This window comes from Streptomyces sp. NPDC048291, assembly GCF_043201715.1.
GTDB lineage: Bacteria > Actinomycetota > Actinomycetes > Streptomycetales > Streptomycetaceae > Streptomyces.
Map to the genome: position 1 here is coordinate 86,173 of NZ_JBICZC010000016.1, position 17,050 is coordinate 103,222.

Here is a 17,050-nt window from a genome sequence, read left to right on the forward strand (position 1 = left end):
CCGGCAGTCGAAAAGCAAGCGCTTAGAAAGTGCGGCCAGTGTCACACCCCGACACCGGTGACCGATGACATACGTACCGGTAACTTCCGAAGCGGCCCTGCCAACCTTCGTACGCCCACCCGTCGCCCGGCCGCCACCCCTCAACGAGGCGCTGCGCGCCGCCCAGTCTTCATTGGAGCCGTGATGCCCGAAGCCGTCATCGTCTCGACCGCCCGTTCCCCGATCGGCCGCGCCGTCAAGGGCTCCCTGAAGGACCTGCGCCCCGACGACCTCACCGCGACGATCATCCAGGCCGCCCTCGCCAAGGTCCCCGAGCTGGACCCGCGGGACATCGACGACCTGATGCTCGGCTGCGGTCTCCCCGGCGGCGAGCAGGGCTACAACCTCGGCCGGATCGTCGCCGTGCAGATGGGCATGGACTTCCTGCCCGGCACCACGATCACCCGGTACTGTTCCTCGTCCCTGCAGACCAGCCGCATGGCCCTGCACGCCATCAAGGCCGGCGAGGGCGACGTCTTCATCTCGGCCGGCGTCGAGATGGTCTCCCGCTACGCCAAGGGCAGCTCGGACGGCCTCCCGGGCACCACGAACCCGCTCTTCGACGAGGCACAGGCCCGCACCGCCGCCACCGCCGCGTCCGAGGGCTCGACCTGGCACGACCCGCGCGAGGACGGCCTGCTCCCCGACCCGTACATCGCGATGGGCCAGACCGCCGAGAACCTGGCCCGGATCAAGGGCGTCACCCGCCAGGACATGGACGAGTTCGGCGTCCGCTCCCAGAACCTCGCCGAGGAAGCCATCAAGAACGGCTTCTGGGAGCGGGAGATCACCCCGGTGACGCTGCCCGACGGCACGGTCGTCAGCAAGGACGACGGCCCGCGCGCCGGCGTCACCCTGGAGGGCGTCTCCGGGCTGAAGCCGGTGTTCCGCCCCGACGGCCTGGTCACGGCCGGCAACTGCTGCCCGCTGAACGACGGCGCCGCCGCGGTCGTCATCATGAGCGACACCAAGGCCCGCGAGCTCGGCCTCACCCCGCTCGCCCGCATCGTGTCCACCGGCGTCACCGGCCTCTCCCCCGAGATCATGGGCCTCGGCCCGGTGGAGGCGAGCCAGCAGGCGCTGCGGCGGGCCGGCCTGACCATCGACGACATCGACCTGGTCGAGATCAACGAGGCGTTCGCCGCGCAGGTGATCCCCTCCTACCGCGACCTGAACATCCCGCTGGAGAAGCTGAACGTGAACGGCGGCGCCATCGCCGTCGGCCACCCCTTCGGCATGACCGGCGCCCGCATCACCGGCACGCTCATCAACTCCCTCCAGTTCCACGACAAGCAGTTCGGCCTGGAGACGATGTGCGTCGGCGGCGGCCAGGGCATGGCGATGGTCATCGAGCGCCTCAGCTGAGTCCCTGAGCCCCTGAGTGACCGTCACGGGACCCAACGTGACGACCCGGCCCGGTGTTCGAGAAAACCCCGAACACCGGGCCGATTTGTGATCCAATCTCCCCCAGGATGTGACCTATCTCCCTCTGAGGAGATATCGCCGCAGGTCAACGCCGTTGTCCCGGTAAACCCCAGGGCCAAAGTCCTGTCCGGTTCGTGACGTTACGCACTGACAGCTTGATAGTCCACCCTTCAAGCTGATGTAGGAAGTCGGGGGTCGACTTTGAACCGGGAGTACGTCAGTGAGCGCCATGCCGATCGCCTTGCTGCTCACCACGGCCGCCACGGGCGCCGTGGGCGTCGCTGTCCTGCGCACCGTACTGAAGCTGCGCCGTCAGGTCGCCGAGCTGCACACCCAGCTCGCCCAGAACCAGGCCGCGACCTTGCGCGCCCTCATGCCGGCGGCTCGCAGCCATGCCGACGCCGAGGAGATACGCGCCGCTGTGGCGGAGGCGCTGGCCGAGGAGCGGGAGCGGGAGCTGGCCGAGGCACGTGCCTTCTGGGCCGCGCAGGAGGCGCGTGACGCCTCCGACGCGCCGTCGCTGCTGGGGCTGGCGGACGGGGAGCCGTTCCTGCCCCGGCAGACGGACTTCGTGGGCCTGGAGCCGGTCGCCGAGCCGACGGCGGACGCCGACGAGTTCGCCGGGGACTCCCCGGAACTGGCGGCGGCCCGCCGCCGCCACCCGTCCCACCCGGACTTCGTGCCGGTGCAGTCGCCGGTGGTCAACGACCACGAGCGGACGGTCGCGACGCTGGAGCAGCTGGCCGAGTCGCAGGTGGAGCTCTCCGATGTCCGCCCCGGTCCGCTCGGCACGCTGGACGTCTATGTCTTCGCCGACGGCACGACGCTGTGCATGACGCCGGGGCACCGGGAGACGGCGGAGCGGCTGGCTGCCGCCCTCGGCGCGGGTGAGACGCCGTACCTGCTGGGCGGGTCGGGGATCTCCGGCGCGTACACGCTGACGTTCGCGTGCGGCGAGGAGAACGTCTACATCCTGGCGGACCGGGTCATAGCTTCACTCTGACTTTTCGGGGTGCGTCGTCGGGTGCCGGTGCGTGGGGGCTGGTCGCGCAGTTCCCCGCGCCCCTTCTTTTGCCTTCAGGGGCGCGGGCAACTGCGCGAGCAACCACGACGGCGCCGCACCCGACCACCCACGGCCCTCACACCCCCGCCCTCTTCTGCGCCTCCTCGACCAAGCGCACCGCATCCCCGACCTCGGCGTCGTTCTTCAGGATCACCGCCAAGTCGTTCCCGGCCACAGTGATTTGGTCGGCCACCGCGAACATCCCCGCGTCCGGCATCTCCCGGCTCTCCGCGCCCGGCTCCTCGACGGCCTGCGCCCAGCGGGCCAACTCCCTGGCCAGTCCCAGCGCCTCCGCGGCGGCGCCCCGCTGCAGCCGGCTCTGCGGTGCCGCCCTCAGCTTGTCGGCGAAGTGTTCCACTGCACGGGTGAGAGGCGTCGTATCAACCACGCCGTGAGCGTAACGCGTGCCACGGGCTGTCCTGTCACGACTGTTGCCAACACGCCAACACTCAGGCACGGTGACGTGAAGGACCGGCTACAACCCCCTTTGCGCACCGGAGGCGCCGATGTCCCAAGTCTTCTCCGAGGAGACCCATCGCAACATGCTCGCCCGCATCCCCCACTGCACCGGTCGTGAAGTGTCCGACTGGCTGCGTACCGTCGACGAAGGCCCGGCCCTCTTCCGCTTCGAGGAAAAGGTCAGCTGGCTCCGCCACGAGCACAACCTCGCGTACGGCCACGCGAAGGCGTTGATCCATGAGTACGACCTGAGGAGGGCCGCGCGCAAACTTCTCTAGGCGCGCACGCACACAGACGGCGAAGGGCCCCGGGGTGACGACCCCGGGGCCCTTCTTCAGCCTGTCTCGCGCGGCTAGTCGTTACTGCTGAAGATCGCCACCAGGCGCAGCATCTCGACGTAGATCCACACCAGCGTCATGGTGAGGCCGAACGCGGCCAGCCAGGCCTCGTTCTTCGGGGCGCCGTAGGCGATGCCGTCCTCGATCTGCTTGAAGTCGAGGGTCAGGAAGAACGCGCCGAGCAGGATCGCGATGATGCCGACGATCGCGCCGAGCGGGCCGAAGCTGCGCAGTCCGCCGTTCTCTGCGACGCCGAACGCGACCAGCAGCAGGTTGACCGCCATGACCAGCACGAAGGCGATGGCGATGGCCATGCCGATGCGGGCGTAGCGGGCGGTGACGCGGATCCAGCCGGCCTTGTAGACCAGCAGCGTCGCGGCCGAGACCGCCAGGGTGCCGAGCACCGCCTGGAACGGGGCGCCGCTCCACTGGCTGTTGTACATCTCGCTGATGACACCGAGGAAGACGCCCTCGAAGGCGGCGTATCCCAGGATCAGCGCGGGCACCGGGGTCCGCTTGAAGCTCTGGATCATGGCCAGGACGAACGCGATGATCGCCGAGCCGACGGCCAGGCCGTAGCTGGTGGACGAGATCGGCAGCAGGGCCCAGGCGAGGATCGCGCCGACGGCGACCGTGCCGAGCGTCATGCCCGAGCGCATGACGACGTCGTCCATCGTCATCCGGCCGGTGGTGGCCGGGGCCTGCGGCGGGGCGCCCTGCTGGAGGTCCTGCTGGGCGTACGGGTTGTTCGCGTAGGGGTTCTGCGCGTACGGGTTGCCGTCCTGGGCGTACGGGGCGCCCTGTGCGTACCCGGCCTGCGGCGCGGTGTTGAAGCCCGCGTAGCCGTTGTCGCGGCTGAACCCCCGTCGCGAGAAGACCGGGTTGCTGCTCCTCATTTCACTCCTCCATGGCCACCCTGAGCGGCCTTGGCATCAAGAGTAATGGATTGGCAAAAGACTGACCCTACTACCTGCGGAGGATCTTTCCCTCACCGTGCTGCGCAACACGCTACGCGGAGCCCTGATTCCCGGCCACGGAGGGCTTCATTCCATGACGAAGCCGGAACATGACCGGAACCGGCCGGAGATCCCTCAGGCGTCCAGCGGGAAGCCGGTGTAGGCCTCGGCCAGATCGGTCTCGGCGGCCCGGGAGGAGGCGATCCGGCCGAGCCGGGCCAGCTGGAGCCGGGCGTCGAAGGGGGTGTCGGCGGGGCCGGGGTGGAGCATGCTCGTCATGTCGTAGGAGAACCGCTCGGCCTGCCAGACGCGGCGCAGGCAGGTCGCCGAGTAGGCGTCGAGGAGGTCCCGGGAGCCCGTCTCCTTCTCGTGGACCAGGGCGCGGGCGAGGGTGACGACGTCGCCCACCGCCAGGTTCAGCCCCTTGGCCCCGGTCGGCGGCACGATGTGGGCGGCGTCCCCGGCGAGCAGGACCCGGCCGTGCCGCATGGGCTCGTGGACGTACGACCGCATGGGCGTGACCGACTTCTGGGTGATCGGGCCGCGCGCCAGGCGCCAGTCGTCGTCGGTCTCGAAGCGCCGTTCCAGCTCGTCCCAGATCGCCTCGTCCGTCCACTCCTCGGCGTCGGTGCCGGCCGGGACCTGGAGGTAGAGGCGGGAGACGGTCGGGGAGCGCATGGAGAGCAGGGCGAAGCCCCGGTCGTGGCGGGCGTAGACCAGTTCGTCGTGGGAGGGGGCGACGTCGGCGAGGATGCCCAGCCAGGCGTAGGGGTAGGTCCGCTCGAAGACCCGGGAGAGGGACTCGGGGAACGCGGTGCGGGCCACCCCCCAGAAGCCGTCGCAGCCGACGGCGTAGTCGCACTCCAGGACGTCCTCGCGGCCCTCGTGCCGGAACCGGATCCGCGGCCGCTCGCTCTCGGCGCCCTCCACCGCCAGCGCCTCCGCCTCGAAGAGCAGCGGGCCGCCCTCCTTGAGCTGGAGGGCGATGAGGTCCTTGCAGACCTCGGTCTGGGCGTAGACCGTCACGGACCGGCCGCCGGTGAGGCCGGGGAAGTCGACGCGGTGGCGCTGTTTCGCGAACCGCAGCTCGATGCCGTCGTGGCGCAGGCCCTCGCGGTCCATGCGCTCCCCGGCGCCGGCCGCGCGCAGCACGTCCACCGTGCCCTGCTCCAGGATCCCGGCGCGCTGGCGGTGCTCGACGTAGGCGCGGTCGCGGCTCTCCAGGACGACCGAGTCGATGCCCGCGTTGTGCAGCAGCCGCGCGAGGAGGAGCCCGGCGGGTCCGGCTCCGATGATGCCGACGGTGGTGCGCATCGGTCGTTCCCTTCCGTGGCCGGGCGTCGTCGCCCGGGGTTCCGAGGGTAGGCTGTTCGTCTGGTGAAATTTCCTTCACCGATTTCCTCCGAGTCTCCGTCCGGTCGTATCCCCTGTCAATGGACGTGGGGCACGGGTCGTGGCACGCGGCCGGCCGCCGGGCCCGCGGATGGCGGTCGTGGGCCCGGCGGCCGGTGTGCGGAACGGCGGGACGGGTCAGCGGCCCGGCCAGCCGTCCAGGTGGCGGTGGAGCGTGACGTCCTTCTGCGGGTCGCCCTTCGGGGCGTTCGCGACCGCGTCGTGCAGGACGGCGGTGACCTCGGCGGCGAGCCCGTCGGCCTTCGAGCGCAGTTCGTCGGCGGGCAGGGTGGAGCGGGTCAGCGCGTCGAGCCGGCGGTGGATGTCGGCGAGCTTGCCCTGGGTGGCCTTGTCGAAGCGCAGCGCGGTCGGCGTGGAGACCACGAACTGGTAGGCCCCGGCGAGGGTCTGACAGCCCGTGCACTCCTTGTTGGCGGCGTCGCTGAGGTTCACCGCGTTCAGGTGGGTGTGCTCCCCGCCGATCGTGACGATCTGGAAGGAGAGGGCCACCGAGCGGCAGTGGTCGTCCGCCGAGCAGCCGGCCGAGACGGCGTTGGCCTGGTTGCGGACGGCGGCGGCGTTCACCGTGCCGAACTGGCGGATCGTGAAGGAGTCCCGGGCCTGGGTGTGGTGCCCGCGGTCGGCGTGGCTGAAGACGTGGTCGGAGGCGAACGCGGCGTGCGGGGCGGCGGTGGCCGCCTGTGCGGGTACGGCGGTGGCCGCACCGGCCAGCCCGGCGGCGAACAGGCCGATCCGGACGGCCCGTCGGGTGAGCGGGCTCGCGGTCGCGCGTGGTTTTCGGTGACTGCTCATGGCGTGCTCCTGTGCTCCGGTGCTGCTGCGGTAGGTGATGGGGTGTCGCCGGTCAGGACGTGGCCGGGGCCGGGCTCGCCGAGTCGCTGGCCGGCGGCGGGGACGGGCTGGGGGTCGGGGACACCGGGACGCTCTCCGACGGAGTGGGCGTCGGGGACGCGGGCACGCTCTCCGGCGGCGAGGACACCGGTTCGGTGACCGGTCCCCCGCTGGCCGGCGCCTGCGACGTGGCGGGTCCGCTCTTCCCCGGGCCGCCCGGCACCGAGGCGGAGGGCGACGCCGAGGCGGACGCGCCGCGCGACGCCTCCCCGGCCGAGGGCCCGGCGCTCGCTCCGGCCGACCCGGACGGCCCGCCGGGCACGGTGTCCGAGGGGGCACCGGAGTCCGTCGGCCGGTCCGGGGTCGAGGCCTGCCGGGCCGGCGGCGGTTCCGTGGTCGGCACCCCCGGCTGGAGGATCGGCGCGATCGGCGGCTGCTTGGGCAGCGGCTTCGGGGTCACCCCGGACATCCAGGCGTAGCTGAGCCCGGTGAGCCCGGCGAGGGCGAGGGCGCAGATCGCCAGCCGGAGCTTCGGCCGGCCCGCCGTGGAGCGCTGAGCGGCCCGGAAGATCCGGCCGCCGATCTTCACGGACAGGTAGACGACACCGGCCATCGGGCACAGCAGCATCACGCAGCCGATCGTGCCGACCAGCCCCTCGACCACCTGGCCGTGCACGAACGCGCCGCCGGTGCCGAGGAGTTGCTCGGTCAGCGAGCGGGTCATCGTGGTGAGGATGCGCGGCAGGTTCCACAGCGCGTACCCGAGTTCGCCGATGATCAGCGGGACCATCGTCAGCACCCAGGTGGCGACGATGGCCCGCGCCGACTTCTTCAGCCCGGCGACCTCCTGGCGGGCCCGGTCCCCCCTCGGTCCCGGTACCAGGCCCAGCAGGATCGGCTTGATCTTGCCGTACAGGTCCGGGACCCCGGCCAGGTCGCCGAGGATGTAGTAGCCGTCCAGCCGTACGGCCGGCATCAGCTGTTCCATGATCTCGAAGTGCCCGAGATACACCGTGGCCAGGAAGAACTGGGCCCCGGTGGCGAAGTAGGCGCCGACCATGGCCAGCATGAAGACGACGTTGAAGTAGACGCCGCCCAGGTCGGTGCGGAGCCGGCCGCCCCGTCCGATCCGGTAGACGTCGGTGACGTCGGTGTACATCGAGGGCCAGATGAGGAAGAGCCCGCACCCGATGCAGCCGGGCCGGGCTCCTCCGTATCGGCACGCGGAGGCGTGTCCGAACTCGTGGAAGACGAGGGAGGCCACGGTGAGCACGAAGACGACGAGGATCAGGACCGGCTGGTCGAGCACCTCCAGGACGGGCTCGATCGCCCCGAAGAACCCGAACAGCCAGACGTCCATGGCGACGGCCGAGCCCAGCACCAGCGCGACCACGGCCGGCCGGTGCAGCCACGCCAGCGAACGCGCGATCTTCGCCGTCCGCTTCTCGTTGAAGATGACCCGGTGGCCCTTGAGGGCGAGCAGCAGGTCGGAGCGCGGGGCGTCGACCTCGTCGTCCTCCTGGCCCTCCGGGACCGTCACGCCGAGCGGTTCCAGCTTCTTCTCGACGAGGTAGCGGATGTTCTCCCCGCTGACCTCGCGTCCGAAGCGGGCGCTGACCCGGTGGGCGATGGCCTCGGCATCGCGGACGCCGTCGACCGACGACGCCACCAGGTACAGCAGCCTGGACAGCTGCACGACCTGCCCGTCCCCCCGACGGGCGATGTACTTGGGCTCGGTGAATCCCGACCCCTGGTACTCACCGTGCAGCCGCAGTCCCGCGCTGAGCCTCGGAACCGGCGACGGCGGGTCGACCACCGGCAGGTTGCCCGTCGCCACCTGCTCGTAGGTCACCGGCCAGCCGCCGGGTCCGGGCACCGGGCCCGTGTCGTAGAGTGCGGCGGCTCCGTCCCCGAGCACCGTCATGTGTGGTCTCCCCCCGGATACCCATGGTGTTCCCCCCCGAACTGCCGGGAGCGCCACCGCCGGGGCGACGGCGGTGGCGCTCCTGGGGACTACTGGGTGACGCTGATCGTCTGCGCGGCCGACGACTCGGCGGACGACCAGGCGCTGTGGTCGTTCAGCGCGGCGGACTGGTTGGACGCCTCGATGTTCGCGACGTGCTTGGTGACGTTGACCGTCTTGCCGAAGCTGAACTTCAGACGCCCGAGGGCCTCACGGCCCGGGAGCAGCTCGGCGGACTCGTTCTCCAGCTCGTTCATGTCCATGCTCATGACGGATGTCCCTTCGTTTCGTGTGCGGTGGGGTCGAGGTCGAACTCGGTGCCGGCGCCGTGCGCCAGGGCGGTACTACTGGTGGACGCTGATGGTCTGACCGGCGCCGGAGTCGGCCACCGACCACGACGAGTGGTCGTTCAGCGCGGCGGACTGGTTGGACGCGTCGATGTTCGCGATGTGCTTGGTGACGTTGACCGTCTTGCCGAAGCCGAACTTCAGCCGGCCCAGGGCCTCACGGCCCGGCAGCAGCTCCGCGGACTCGGCCTCGAGCTCGTGTGCATCCATCATGATTTTTCCCCCTCAGGGATAGACATTTCCGATCGGAACGAGTCAGGTTCCCCCCGGACTCTGTCCAATCTGGTCGGACGTGCTGTCCAACGAGATTGGACACTACGGGCTCGGGAACCCGTCGCGCAACCCCTTCGGAAAATCACCCTCTCGGCCGATCGCCTACCCGCCCGTAGAATCGGCCGCGACATGGCAGGACCCCGCAGGCGGCGAGCAGGAAGTGACGGTCAGTGGCCAACGCACTGCAGCAGTTGATCCGTGAGCACCTCGACCGCAAGGGCTGGTCCTACGGCGACGTGGCACGGCGCGGCGGCGTGCCCCGCTCCACCGTGCACCACCTGGCCACCACCGAGCGCGTGGTCCGGATGCCCCAGGCGACCACCCTGGAAGGCCTGGCCAAGGGGCTGGAGCTGCCCCTGGAGACGGTGCGCCGCGCCGCCGCCGAGGCCTGCGGGATCCACGTGTACGACACCTCGCCGGCCGCCGGCCCGGACGGCGCGGCCGGCCCCGCCGACCCCGAGGTCGCGCTGCTCATCGCCAGCGTCCAGAAACTGTCGGCCGACGACCGCCGGCATGTCACCGCGCTCGTCGAGTCGCTGCTGGACCGCGCACCCCGGGAGAAGTGAGCGGCGCCGGACCGCAGCCGGGCACTCTTCCGTCAAGTCGGAAAAAGAATCCAACTCCGCACGAAAGCGGCAAGATCCGCCGCTAGTCTCTGCCTCACTGCCCGGGAACGCGAGAGCCGCACGACCACGGGCTCTCAGGGGGACATGTGTTGTTCGTGCACGGCGGACCCGCGACGGCCGTGGTCCGCAAACCCGACGGCGAGTCCGTCGTCCTGCTGTCCGGGGAACTGCCCGAGGTGCTGACCGACACCTCGGTCGCCGAACTCCTGGACCTGGCCGCGGCCATCCTGGACCCCGGCGAACTCGCCCTCTTCCAGGAGTGCCTGCGCACCCTGCGCCGCAACGGCATGCGCGCGGGCCGCCGCATCGAGGTCGACGGGGCGGTCCTGACCGTCTACGAGGGGTGAGTCGGCCCCACCCGAGCGAGGTGCGGGAAGTGCCCGGAACCGGACTTGAACCGGTACGCCCGCGAGGGGCAGCGAGGTTTAAGCTCGCCGTGTCTGCATTCCACCATCCGGGCAGGCCATGGGCTCCGCTACGAGATTCCGACCCTATCGGGAGGCGTCCCCCGAACAGCGGACGGACGACCCGATGTTGTCTTATTTTATTGACGTCTGAGGGAGCATCAGCACCTGGAACGAGCCATCCGCACTTGCCAATAGCGTTACGCGGGGTGGATGCACGCGTACACGGAATGACGGAATTTCACCGTCCGAACAAGGGGGCTCCACCTGTTCTCGACGACCGGGAGCGCCCGGTTCCGGATCCGGGTCTCGGGGTTCGCCGTCATCCCCAGGTATGACTCGGCACCCCTTCGGTCCCCCCTTGGTCGCCCCCCGGAACCGGAACTGCGGCTGACTACACGGGCCGGTTCGGCCGAGACGATGGAGCACGTCCCCACGAACGCCGTCGTCCCGACAGGAGCGCCCTTCCGTGTCCACCACACCCTCCCCCAAACTTCGTCCGGGGGTGCCCCCAGCCGACCGGCGGACCACTTCCGTGGCCGCACGTGCCACGGACCTCTCGAAGATCTACGGCCAGGGCGAGACCCAGGTGGTCGCCCTGGACCGGGTCACCGTCGAGTTCCGGCAGGCCGAGTTCACCGCGATCATGGGGCCGTCCGGCTCCGGCAAGTCCACGCTGATGCACTGCGTGGCCGGCCTCGACACCTTCTCCTCCGGATCCGTACGGATCGGTGACACCGAGCTCGGCACCCTGAAGGACAAGCAGCTGACCAAGCTGCGCCGGGACAAGATCGGCTTCATCTTCCAGGCGTTCAACCTGCTGCCCACGCTGACCGCACTGGAGAACATCACCCTCCCGATGGACATCGCGGGTCGGAAACCGGACAAGCAGTGGCTGCAGAACGTGATCGAGATGGTCGGCCTCCGGGACCGGCTCGGCCACCGCCCCTCGCAGCTCTCCGGCGGCCAGCAGCAGCGCGTCGCCGTGGCCCGCGCCCTCGCCTCCCGGCCGGAGATCATCTTCGGCGACGAGCCGACCGGAAACCTCGACTCCCGCTCCGGCGCCGAGGTGCTCGGCTTCCTGCGCAACTCGGTGCGGGAGCTCGGCCAGACCGTCGTCATGGTCACCCACGACCCGGTGGCGGCCGCGTACGCCGACCGCGTGGTCTTCCTCGCCGACGGCCGGATCGTCGACGAGATGTACCGGCCGACGGCCGAGGGCGTCCTCGACTTCATGAAGCAGTTCGACGCGAAGGGCCGTACCAGCTGATGTTGCGCACCGCGCTGCGCAACGTCCTCGCGCACAAGGCCCGGCTGCTGATGACCGTGCTCGCCGTCATGCTCGGCGTCGCGTTCGTCTCCGGCACCCTGGTCTTCACCAACACCATCTCGGACGCCTACCAGAACAGCTCCGCCAAGGGCTTCAAGGGCGTCGACGTCGCCGTCCAGGCCAAGTACCAGGACTCCAAGGGCGATCAGGTCGGCAAGGTGCCCGACCTCACCCAGGCCCTGCTCGACAAGGCGGCGAAGGTCCCCGGGGCCGCCTCCGCCACCGGGGTCGTCTCCGGCTTCACCGCCATCGCCGACAAGGACGGCAAGCTGATCGGCGGCGGCTGGCAGTCCGAGGGCGGCAACTACTGGGGCACCGAGGACGCCCGCTACCCGCTGGTCAGCGGCCACGCGCCCAGCGGGAAGAACGAGGTCCTGATCGACTCCAGGACCGCCGGGCGGGCCGGCTACCAGGTCGGCGACACCGTACGCATCTCCGTCGACGGCCCGGTCCTCACCCCCACCGTCGCCGGCATCTTCACCACCGACGACGGCAACGTCGCGGCCGGCGGCAGCCTCGCCCTGTTCGACACGGCGACCGCGCAGCAGCTGTTCGGCAAGAAGGGCGCGTACGACGAGATCGACGTGACCGCGAAGTCCGGCACCGGGCAGGCCGCCCTCAAGTCCCAGCTGGACGCGGCCCTGCCGAAGAAGCTCGTGGAGACCACCACGGGTCAGAAGCTCGCCGACGACCAGGCGGAGCAGATCTCCAGCAGCATGAGCGGCCTGCGCTCGGGCCTGCTGGTCTTCGCCGGCATCGCCCTGTTCGTCGGCACGTTCATCATCGCCAACACCTTCACCATGCTGGTCGCCCAGCGCACCAAGGAACTCGCGCTGCTGCGCGCGGTGGGCGCCTCCCGCCGCCAGGTCACCCGCTCGGTGCTGATCGAGGCGCTCGTGGTCGGCGCGGTGGCCGGGGTGACCGGCCTGGTCGCCGGTATCGGCATCGGCGCCGGACTGCGCGCGCTGCTGGGCTCCTTCGGCGCGGCCGTCCCGGACGGACCGCTGGTCGTCAGCCCCGGCACCGTGGCCGCCGCCCTCGCGGTCGGCGTCGTCATCACCATGCTGGCCGCCTGGCTGCCCGGCCGCCGGGCCGCGAAGATCCCGCCGGTGGCCGCGATGAGCGCCCTGCACGCCGCCCCGACCACCAAGTCGCTGGTGCTGCGCAACACGATCGGCGCCCTGTTCTCGGCGGCGGGCGTGGTGGTGATCCTGGCCGCGACCACGATGAGCGGCAGCGACGGCCAGGCCCCGATGGGCCTCGGCGCGGTCCTGCTCATCATCGGCGTCTTCGTCCTGACCCCGCTGCTGTCCCGTCCGCTGATCGCGGCCGCGGCCCCGCTGCTGCGCGGGTTCGGCGTCTCCGGCAAGCTCGCCCGCCAGAACTCGGTGCGCAACCCGCGCCGTACCGCCGCCACCGCCTCGGCGCTGATGATCGGGCTGACCCTGATCACCGGTATGACGGTGATGGCGGGCAGCCTGCAGAAGTCCATCGACAGGATGGCGAGCTCGGCGATCCGCGCGGACTACATCGTCTCGATGGCCAACGGCAACGCGCTCTCCCCCGACGTGGCGAAGAAGGTCGCGGCCACCGACGGCGTGACCGCCTCCAGCCCGCTCAGCAACTCGGTCTCCCGGATCGACGGCGAGACCGAGTTCCTGACCGGCGTCGACGGCTCGTCGATCGGGAAGCTCACCGACCTCACGGTGGACAGCGGCTCGTTCAAGGTCGGCGGCTCGGACGTCGCCGTGGACGACGACACCGCCAAGTCGCACGGCTGGAAGGCGGGTTCGAGCTTCACCGTGCACTACGAGGACGGGAAGGCGCAGCAGCTGACGGTCGCCGGGGTCTACCAGGGCAACGAGGTGATCCGCGGGATCATGCTCGACAGCACCACCCTCACCCCGCACGTGACCGACCCCGCCGACATGCAGGTCATGGTCAAGACGGCGGACGGCGCGTCGAGTGCGACCAAGGACAGGCTGGAGAAGGCGCTCGGCTCCAACCCGGCGATCAAGGTCCAGGACAAGCAGGACCTGTCCGACTCCATCGCGCAGGCGTTCACGCTGATCCTGAACATGGTCTACGGCCTGCTCGCGATGGCGGTGATCGTCGCGGTCCTCGGGGTCATCAACACCCTGGCCATGTCGGTGTTCGAACGCTCCCAGGAGATCGGCATGCTCCGCGCGATCGGCCTGGACCGCAAGGCGGTCAAGCGGATGGTCCGCCTGGAGTCCCTGGTCATCTCCCTCTTCGGCGGGGTGCTGGGCCTCGGCCTGGGCGTGTTCTTCGGCTGGGCCGCCGGTCAGCTGGTCGGCTCGCGGATGCCGACGTACGAACTGGTGCTGCCCTGGGGCAGGATGGCGGTCTTCCTGCTCCTGGCCGGCACGGTCGGCGTCCTGGCGGCCCTGTGGCCGGCCCGCCGCGCGGCGAAGCTGAACGTGCTGGCGGCGATCAAGGCCGAGTAGCGGGCGCGGCGCACGCAACAGGTACGGCGAAGGGGCCCCACGGCGAGCGTGGGGCCCCTTTCGTGTGCCGTCGGCTGTTCCAGGTATGAGCCGTTCCAGGTATCAGCCGTTCCAGGTACGGGTGCGCAGGGGCAGCCCGGAGGCGCCGGAGTCCGGGGTACGGACGGCCAGCACCTGGTTGACGCCGATGCGGTTGTGTTCGAAGGCGAGGGCGGAGGCGGCCATGTAGAGCCGCCAGACGCGGGCCCGGCCCGGGCTGGTCAGCCGCATGGCCCGCGGCCACTCGGCCTCCAGGTTGACCACCCACCGGCGCAGGGTGCGGGCGTAGTGCTCGCGGATGGACTCCACGTCCCGCACCTCGAACCCGGCCCGCTCCAGCTGGGTGACGGTGGTGCCGACCGGGGCCAGCTCGCCGTCCGGGAAGACGTAGGCGTCGATGAACTCGTCGACGTTGTACGCCGACTCGTCGCGCTGCGGCCGGCGCGCGATCTGGTGGTTGAGCAGCCGCCCGCCGGGCTTGAGGAGCCGGTACAGTTCCCGCGCGTACTCCAGGTACCGTTCGGCCCCGACGTGCTCCGCCATCCCGATCGACGAGATCGCGTCGTACGGCCCGTCCCTGACGTCCCGGTAGTCCTGGACCCTGATCTCCACCCGGTCCGTCAGACCCTCGTCCGCGACCCGTTTACGGGCGAACGCGGCCTGCTCCTGGGAGAGGGTGACCCCGACGACGCTCACGCCGTGCTCGCGGGCCGCGTGGATCGCCATGGAGCCCCAGCCGCAGCCGACGTCGAGCAGCCGCAGGCCGGGTCTCAGGCCGAGCTTGGCGCATACGAGTTCGAGCTTGTCGCGCTGGGCGGTCTCCAGCGTGTCCGCATCGTCGACGGCCCCCCAGTACGCGCACGAGTAGACCATCGACGGCCCGAGGACGATTCCGTAGAAGTCGTTCCCCACGTCGTAGTGGTGGCTGATGGCCTGCCTGTCGCTGCGGCGGGTGTGCAGATGGCCCCGCCGGCGCGCCTCCTCGCGGGGCGGGGCGGGCGGAACGGGCGGCCCGGCGAGCCTCACCAGCTCCCGGACGGCGGCCCGCACGCGCGGGTCGCGCAGCGCCTGCGCGAGGGTACGGCCGCCCTCGTCGCGCTCCCAGATCAGCCCGGACATCACGGCGAGGGCGCCGTAGAGGTCGCCCTCGATGTCCAGGTCGCCGGCGACCCAGGCGCGGGCCAGGCCCAGTTCGCCCGGCTTGAACAACATGCGGCGCAGGGCGCGGCGGTTGCGCACGACGAGCGTCGGCGCGCCCGGCGGCCCGGCCTCCGATCCGTCCCAGGCCCGCAGCCGTACCGGGAGCGGGACTCCCAGCACCTGCTCGGCAACACTCCTCAGCCGCGATGCGGCTTCGGCCATGGCGCACACCTCCAAGACATCGATCCCGGATGCCGGTTACCACGTAAACACCGTGCGGGCGGCAGCGCAGTCCCGCAAAGGAGTTACGACTGGGCAAAAAAGATGTAGCCAACATGTAGTTGCGCGGGCTCCCGGGAACGCCGGGAACGCCGAAGGACCTCCCGCACCACGGATGGCGGGAGGTCCTTCGGCTGGTTCAGCTGGTTGTGCGACCGGTGCCCGGGGTCAGGAGGCCTTGGCCTTCTCCTCGGACTTCGGGGCGGCGACCGGAGCGGGCTTGGCGGCCTCGTAGAACTCCTCGCGGGGGTTCTCCATGGCACCCAGGGACACGACCTCGCGCTTGAGGAACATGCCGAGCGTCCAGTCGGCGAAGATGCGGATCTTGCGGTTCCAGGTCGGCATCGCCAGACCGTGGTAGCCACGGTGCATGTACCAGGCGAGACGGCCCTTGACCTTGATCTTCGTCTTGCCCAGGACGATCATCGCGACGCCCTTGTGCAGACCCAGACCGGCGACCGCGCCCTTGTTGGCGTGGCTGTACTCCTTCTGCGGGAAGCCCCGCATGCCGGAGACCACGTTGTCGCCGAGGACCTTGGCCTGGCGCAGCGCGTGCTGCGCGTTCGGCGGGCACCAGGCGTTCTCGACGCCGGCCTTGCGGGCGGCGACGTCCGGGACCTGGGCGTTGTCGCCCGCGGCCCAGATGTAGTCGGTGCCCTGCACCTGGAGGGTCGGCGCGGTGTCGACGTGGCCGCGGGGACCGAGCGGCAGGCCGAAGCGGGACAGCGCCGGGTTCGGCTTGACGCCGGCCGTCCACACGATCGTGTTGGAGTCGACCTCGAGGCCGTTCTTCAGCACCACGTGGCCGTCGACGCAGGAGTCCATCGAGGTGGAGAGGTAGATCTCCACACCGCGGCTCTCCAGGTGCTCCTTGCCGTACAGGCCGAGCTTGGGGCCGACCTCGGGCAGGATCTTGTCGGCGGCGTCGACGAGCACGAAGCGCATGTCCTCGCGGGACACGTTCTTGTAGTACTTGGCGGCGTCACGGGCCATGTCCTCGACCTCGCCGATGGTCTCCGCACCCGCGAAGCCACCGCCGATGAAGACGAAGGTGAGCGCCTTGCGGCGGATCTCCTCGTCGGTCGTGGAGTCGGCCTTGTCCAGCTGCTCCAGGACGTGGTTGCGCAGGCCGATGGACTCCTCGATGCCCTTCATGCCGATGCCCTGCTCGGCGAGGCCGGGGATCGGGAAGGTGCGGGAGACCGCGCCGAGCGCGATGACGAGGTAGTCGAAAGGCAGCTCGTACGCCTCGCCGACGAGCGGCGCGATCGTGGCGACCTTGCGGTCCTGGTCGATGGTGGTGACCCGGCCGGTGAGGACCTCCGCCTTCGGCAGCACGCGTCGCAGCGGGACGACGACGTGCCGAGGGGAGATGCTGCCGGCGGCGGCTTCGGGGAGGAAGGGCTGGTAGGTCATGTACGACCGGGGGTCGACGACCGTGACGGTCGCCTCGCCGTAGCGCATCTTCTTGAGGATGCGCCGAGCTGCGTACAGGCCTACGTACCCACCGCCTACTACGAGGATCCTGGGACGCTCCGTGGTGCTCATGGCATCGAGTATCCACCCGCCCCAGGGGGGCCGCTCGTGCGCCCCTTCACAAGCTTCCACAGGGGTCGTGCTACACTCCGCCGCCCACGTGACACAGGTCATGGTCATC

Annotated in this window: 16 protein-coding genes and 1 tRNA gene; 7 read left to right on the forward strand and 10 right to left on the reverse strand. The window is 70.4% G+C overall.

The features are described 5' to 3' along the window. The first annotated feature begins 183 nt into the window (after window positions 1-183). Together ACGF5O_RS38275 and ACGF5O_RS38280 are read left to right on the forward strand one after the other, a co-directional pair. Complete coding sequence (locus tag ACGF5O_RS38275; RefSeq protein ID WP_393814534.1) at window positions 184-1,404, forward strand: acetyl-CoA C-acetyltransferase; 1,221 nt, start codon at window positions 184-186, stop codon at window positions 1,402-1,404. A gap of 280 nt (window positions 1,405-1,684) precedes the next feature. Further along, on the forward strand, window positions 1,685-2,467 hold the full coding sequence (locus ACGF5O_RS38280; protein ID WP_393814535.1) for a hypothetical protein: 783 nt from the start codon (window positions 1,685-1,687) through the stop codon (window positions 2,465-2,467). A 136-nt stretch (window positions 2,468-2,603) separates the two neighbouring features. Here ACGF5O_RS38280 and ACGF5O_RS38285 read toward each other — a convergent pair whose 3' ends face one another. Next, entirely contained in the window at window positions 2,604-2,915 is a 312-nt protein-coding gene (locus tag ACGF5O_RS38285) for a hypothetical protein (RefSeq protein ID WP_362596279.1), read from the reverse strand. 118 nt (window positions 2,916-3,033) lie between these two features. On the opposite strand from ACGF5O_RS38285, the gene ACGF5O_RS38290 reads away from it, so the two are divergent. After that, a complete protein-coding gene (locus tag ACGF5O_RS38290; RefSeq protein ID WP_093502087.1) occupies window positions 3,034-3,264 on the forward strand; it encodes a DUF4287 domain-containing protein in 231 nt (76 codons plus the stop codon). Between the two features lie 74 nt (window positions 3,265-3,338). Here the strand turns inward: ACGF5O_RS38290 and ACGF5O_RS38295 are convergent, their stop codons facing one another. From ACGF5O_RS38295 to ACGF5O_RS38320, 6 genes are all read right to left on the reverse strand, one after another. After that, complete coding sequence (locus ACGF5O_RS38295) at window positions 3,339-4,220, reverse strand: Bax inhibitor-1/YccA family protein (RefSeq protein ID WP_393814536.1); 882 nt, start codon at window positions 4,218-4,220, stop codon at window positions 3,339-3,341. A gap of 195 nt (window positions 4,221-4,415) precedes the next feature. Next, entirely contained in the window at window positions 4,416-5,594 is a 1,179-nt protein-coding gene (locus tag ACGF5O_RS38300) for a 4-hydroxybenzoate 3-monooxygenase (protein ID WP_393814537.1), read from the reverse strand. A 216-nt stretch (window positions 5,595-5,810) separates the two neighbouring features. After that, complete coding sequence (locus tag ACGF5O_RS38305; protein ID WP_393814538.1) at window positions 5,811-6,485, reverse strand: hypothetical protein; 675 nt, start codon at window positions 6,483-6,485, stop codon at window positions 5,811-5,813. 52 nt (window positions 6,486-6,537) lie between these two features. Further along, window positions 6,538-8,448, reverse strand: coding sequence for a hypothetical protein (locus ACGF5O_RS38310; RefSeq protein ID WP_393814539.1), 1,911 nt, complete (start codon window positions 8,446-8,448; stop codon window positions 6,538-6,540). Window positions 8,449-8,537: 89 nt separating this feature from the next. After that, window positions 8,538-8,756: a hypothetical protein gene (locus tag ACGF5O_RS38315; protein ID WP_351710579.1), complete on the reverse strand. Its 219-nt coding sequence runs from the start codon at window positions 8,754-8,756 to the stop codon at window positions 8,538-8,540. A gap of 75 nt (window positions 8,757-8,831) precedes the next feature. After that, window positions 8,832-9,047 (reverse strand): hypothetical protein, encoded by a 216-nt coding sequence (locus ACGF5O_RS38320; RefSeq protein ID WP_293994153.1) that lies wholly within the window; start codon window positions 9,045-9,047, stop codon window positions 8,832-8,834. Window positions 9,048-9,277: 230 nt separating this feature from the next. On the opposite strand from ACGF5O_RS38320, the gene ACGF5O_RS38325 reads away from it, so the two are divergent. After that, a complete protein-coding gene (locus tag ACGF5O_RS38325) occupies window positions 9,278-9,673 on the forward strand; it encodes a helix-turn-helix transcriptional regulator (RefSeq protein WP_393814540.1) in 396 nt (131 codons plus the stop codon). A 155-nt stretch (window positions 9,674-9,828) separates the two neighbouring features. Continuing rightward, window positions 9,829-10,080 carry a hypothetical protein gene (locus ACGF5O_RS38330; RefSeq protein WP_393814541.1) on the forward strand — a complete coding sequence of 84 codons (252 nt, stop codon included), beginning with the start codon at window positions 9,829-9,831 and terminating at the stop codon, window positions 10,078-10,080. A 30-nt stretch (window positions 10,081-10,110) separates the two neighbouring features. Here ACGF5O_RS38330 and ACGF5O_RS38335 read toward each other — a convergent pair. Further along, window positions 10,111-10,193, reverse strand: a tRNA-Leu gene (locus ACGF5O_RS38335). Window positions 10,194-10,642: 449 nt separating this feature from the next. On the opposite strand from ACGF5O_RS38335, the gene ACGF5O_RS38340 reads away from it, so the two are divergent. Together ACGF5O_RS38340 and ACGF5O_RS38345 are read left to right on the forward strand one after the other, a co-directional pair. After that, window positions 10,643-11,407, forward strand: coding sequence for an ABC transporter ATP-binding protein (locus ACGF5O_RS38340; RefSeq protein WP_393814720.1), 765 nt, complete (start codon window positions 10,643-10,645; stop codon window positions 11,405-11,407). Beyond that, window positions 11,407-13,935, forward strand: coding sequence for an ABC transporter permease (locus ACGF5O_RS38345; protein WP_393814542.1), 2,529 nt, complete (start codon window positions 11,407-11,409; stop codon window positions 13,933-13,935). Before ACGF5O_RS38340 ends, ACGF5O_RS38345 begins: the two co-directional genes overlap by 1 nt. 102 nt (window positions 13,936-14,037) lie before the next feature. On the opposite strand, the gene ACGF5O_RS38350 is transcribed toward ACGF5O_RS38345, so the two are convergent. Both ACGF5O_RS38350 and ACGF5O_RS38355 read right to left on the reverse strand, forming a co-directional pair. Next, entirely contained in the window at window positions 14,038-15,336 is a 1,299-nt protein-coding gene (locus ACGF5O_RS38350) for a class I SAM-dependent methyltransferase (protein WP_393814543.1), read from the reverse strand. A 225-nt stretch (window positions 15,337-15,561) separates the two neighbouring features. Then, window positions 15,562-16,941 (reverse strand): NAD(P)/FAD-dependent oxidoreductase, encoded by a 1,380-nt coding sequence (locus tag ACGF5O_RS38355; RefSeq protein WP_393814544.1) that lies wholly within the window; start codon window positions 16,939-16,941, stop codon window positions 15,562-15,564. Window positions 16,942-17,050 lie beyond the last annotated feature (109 nt).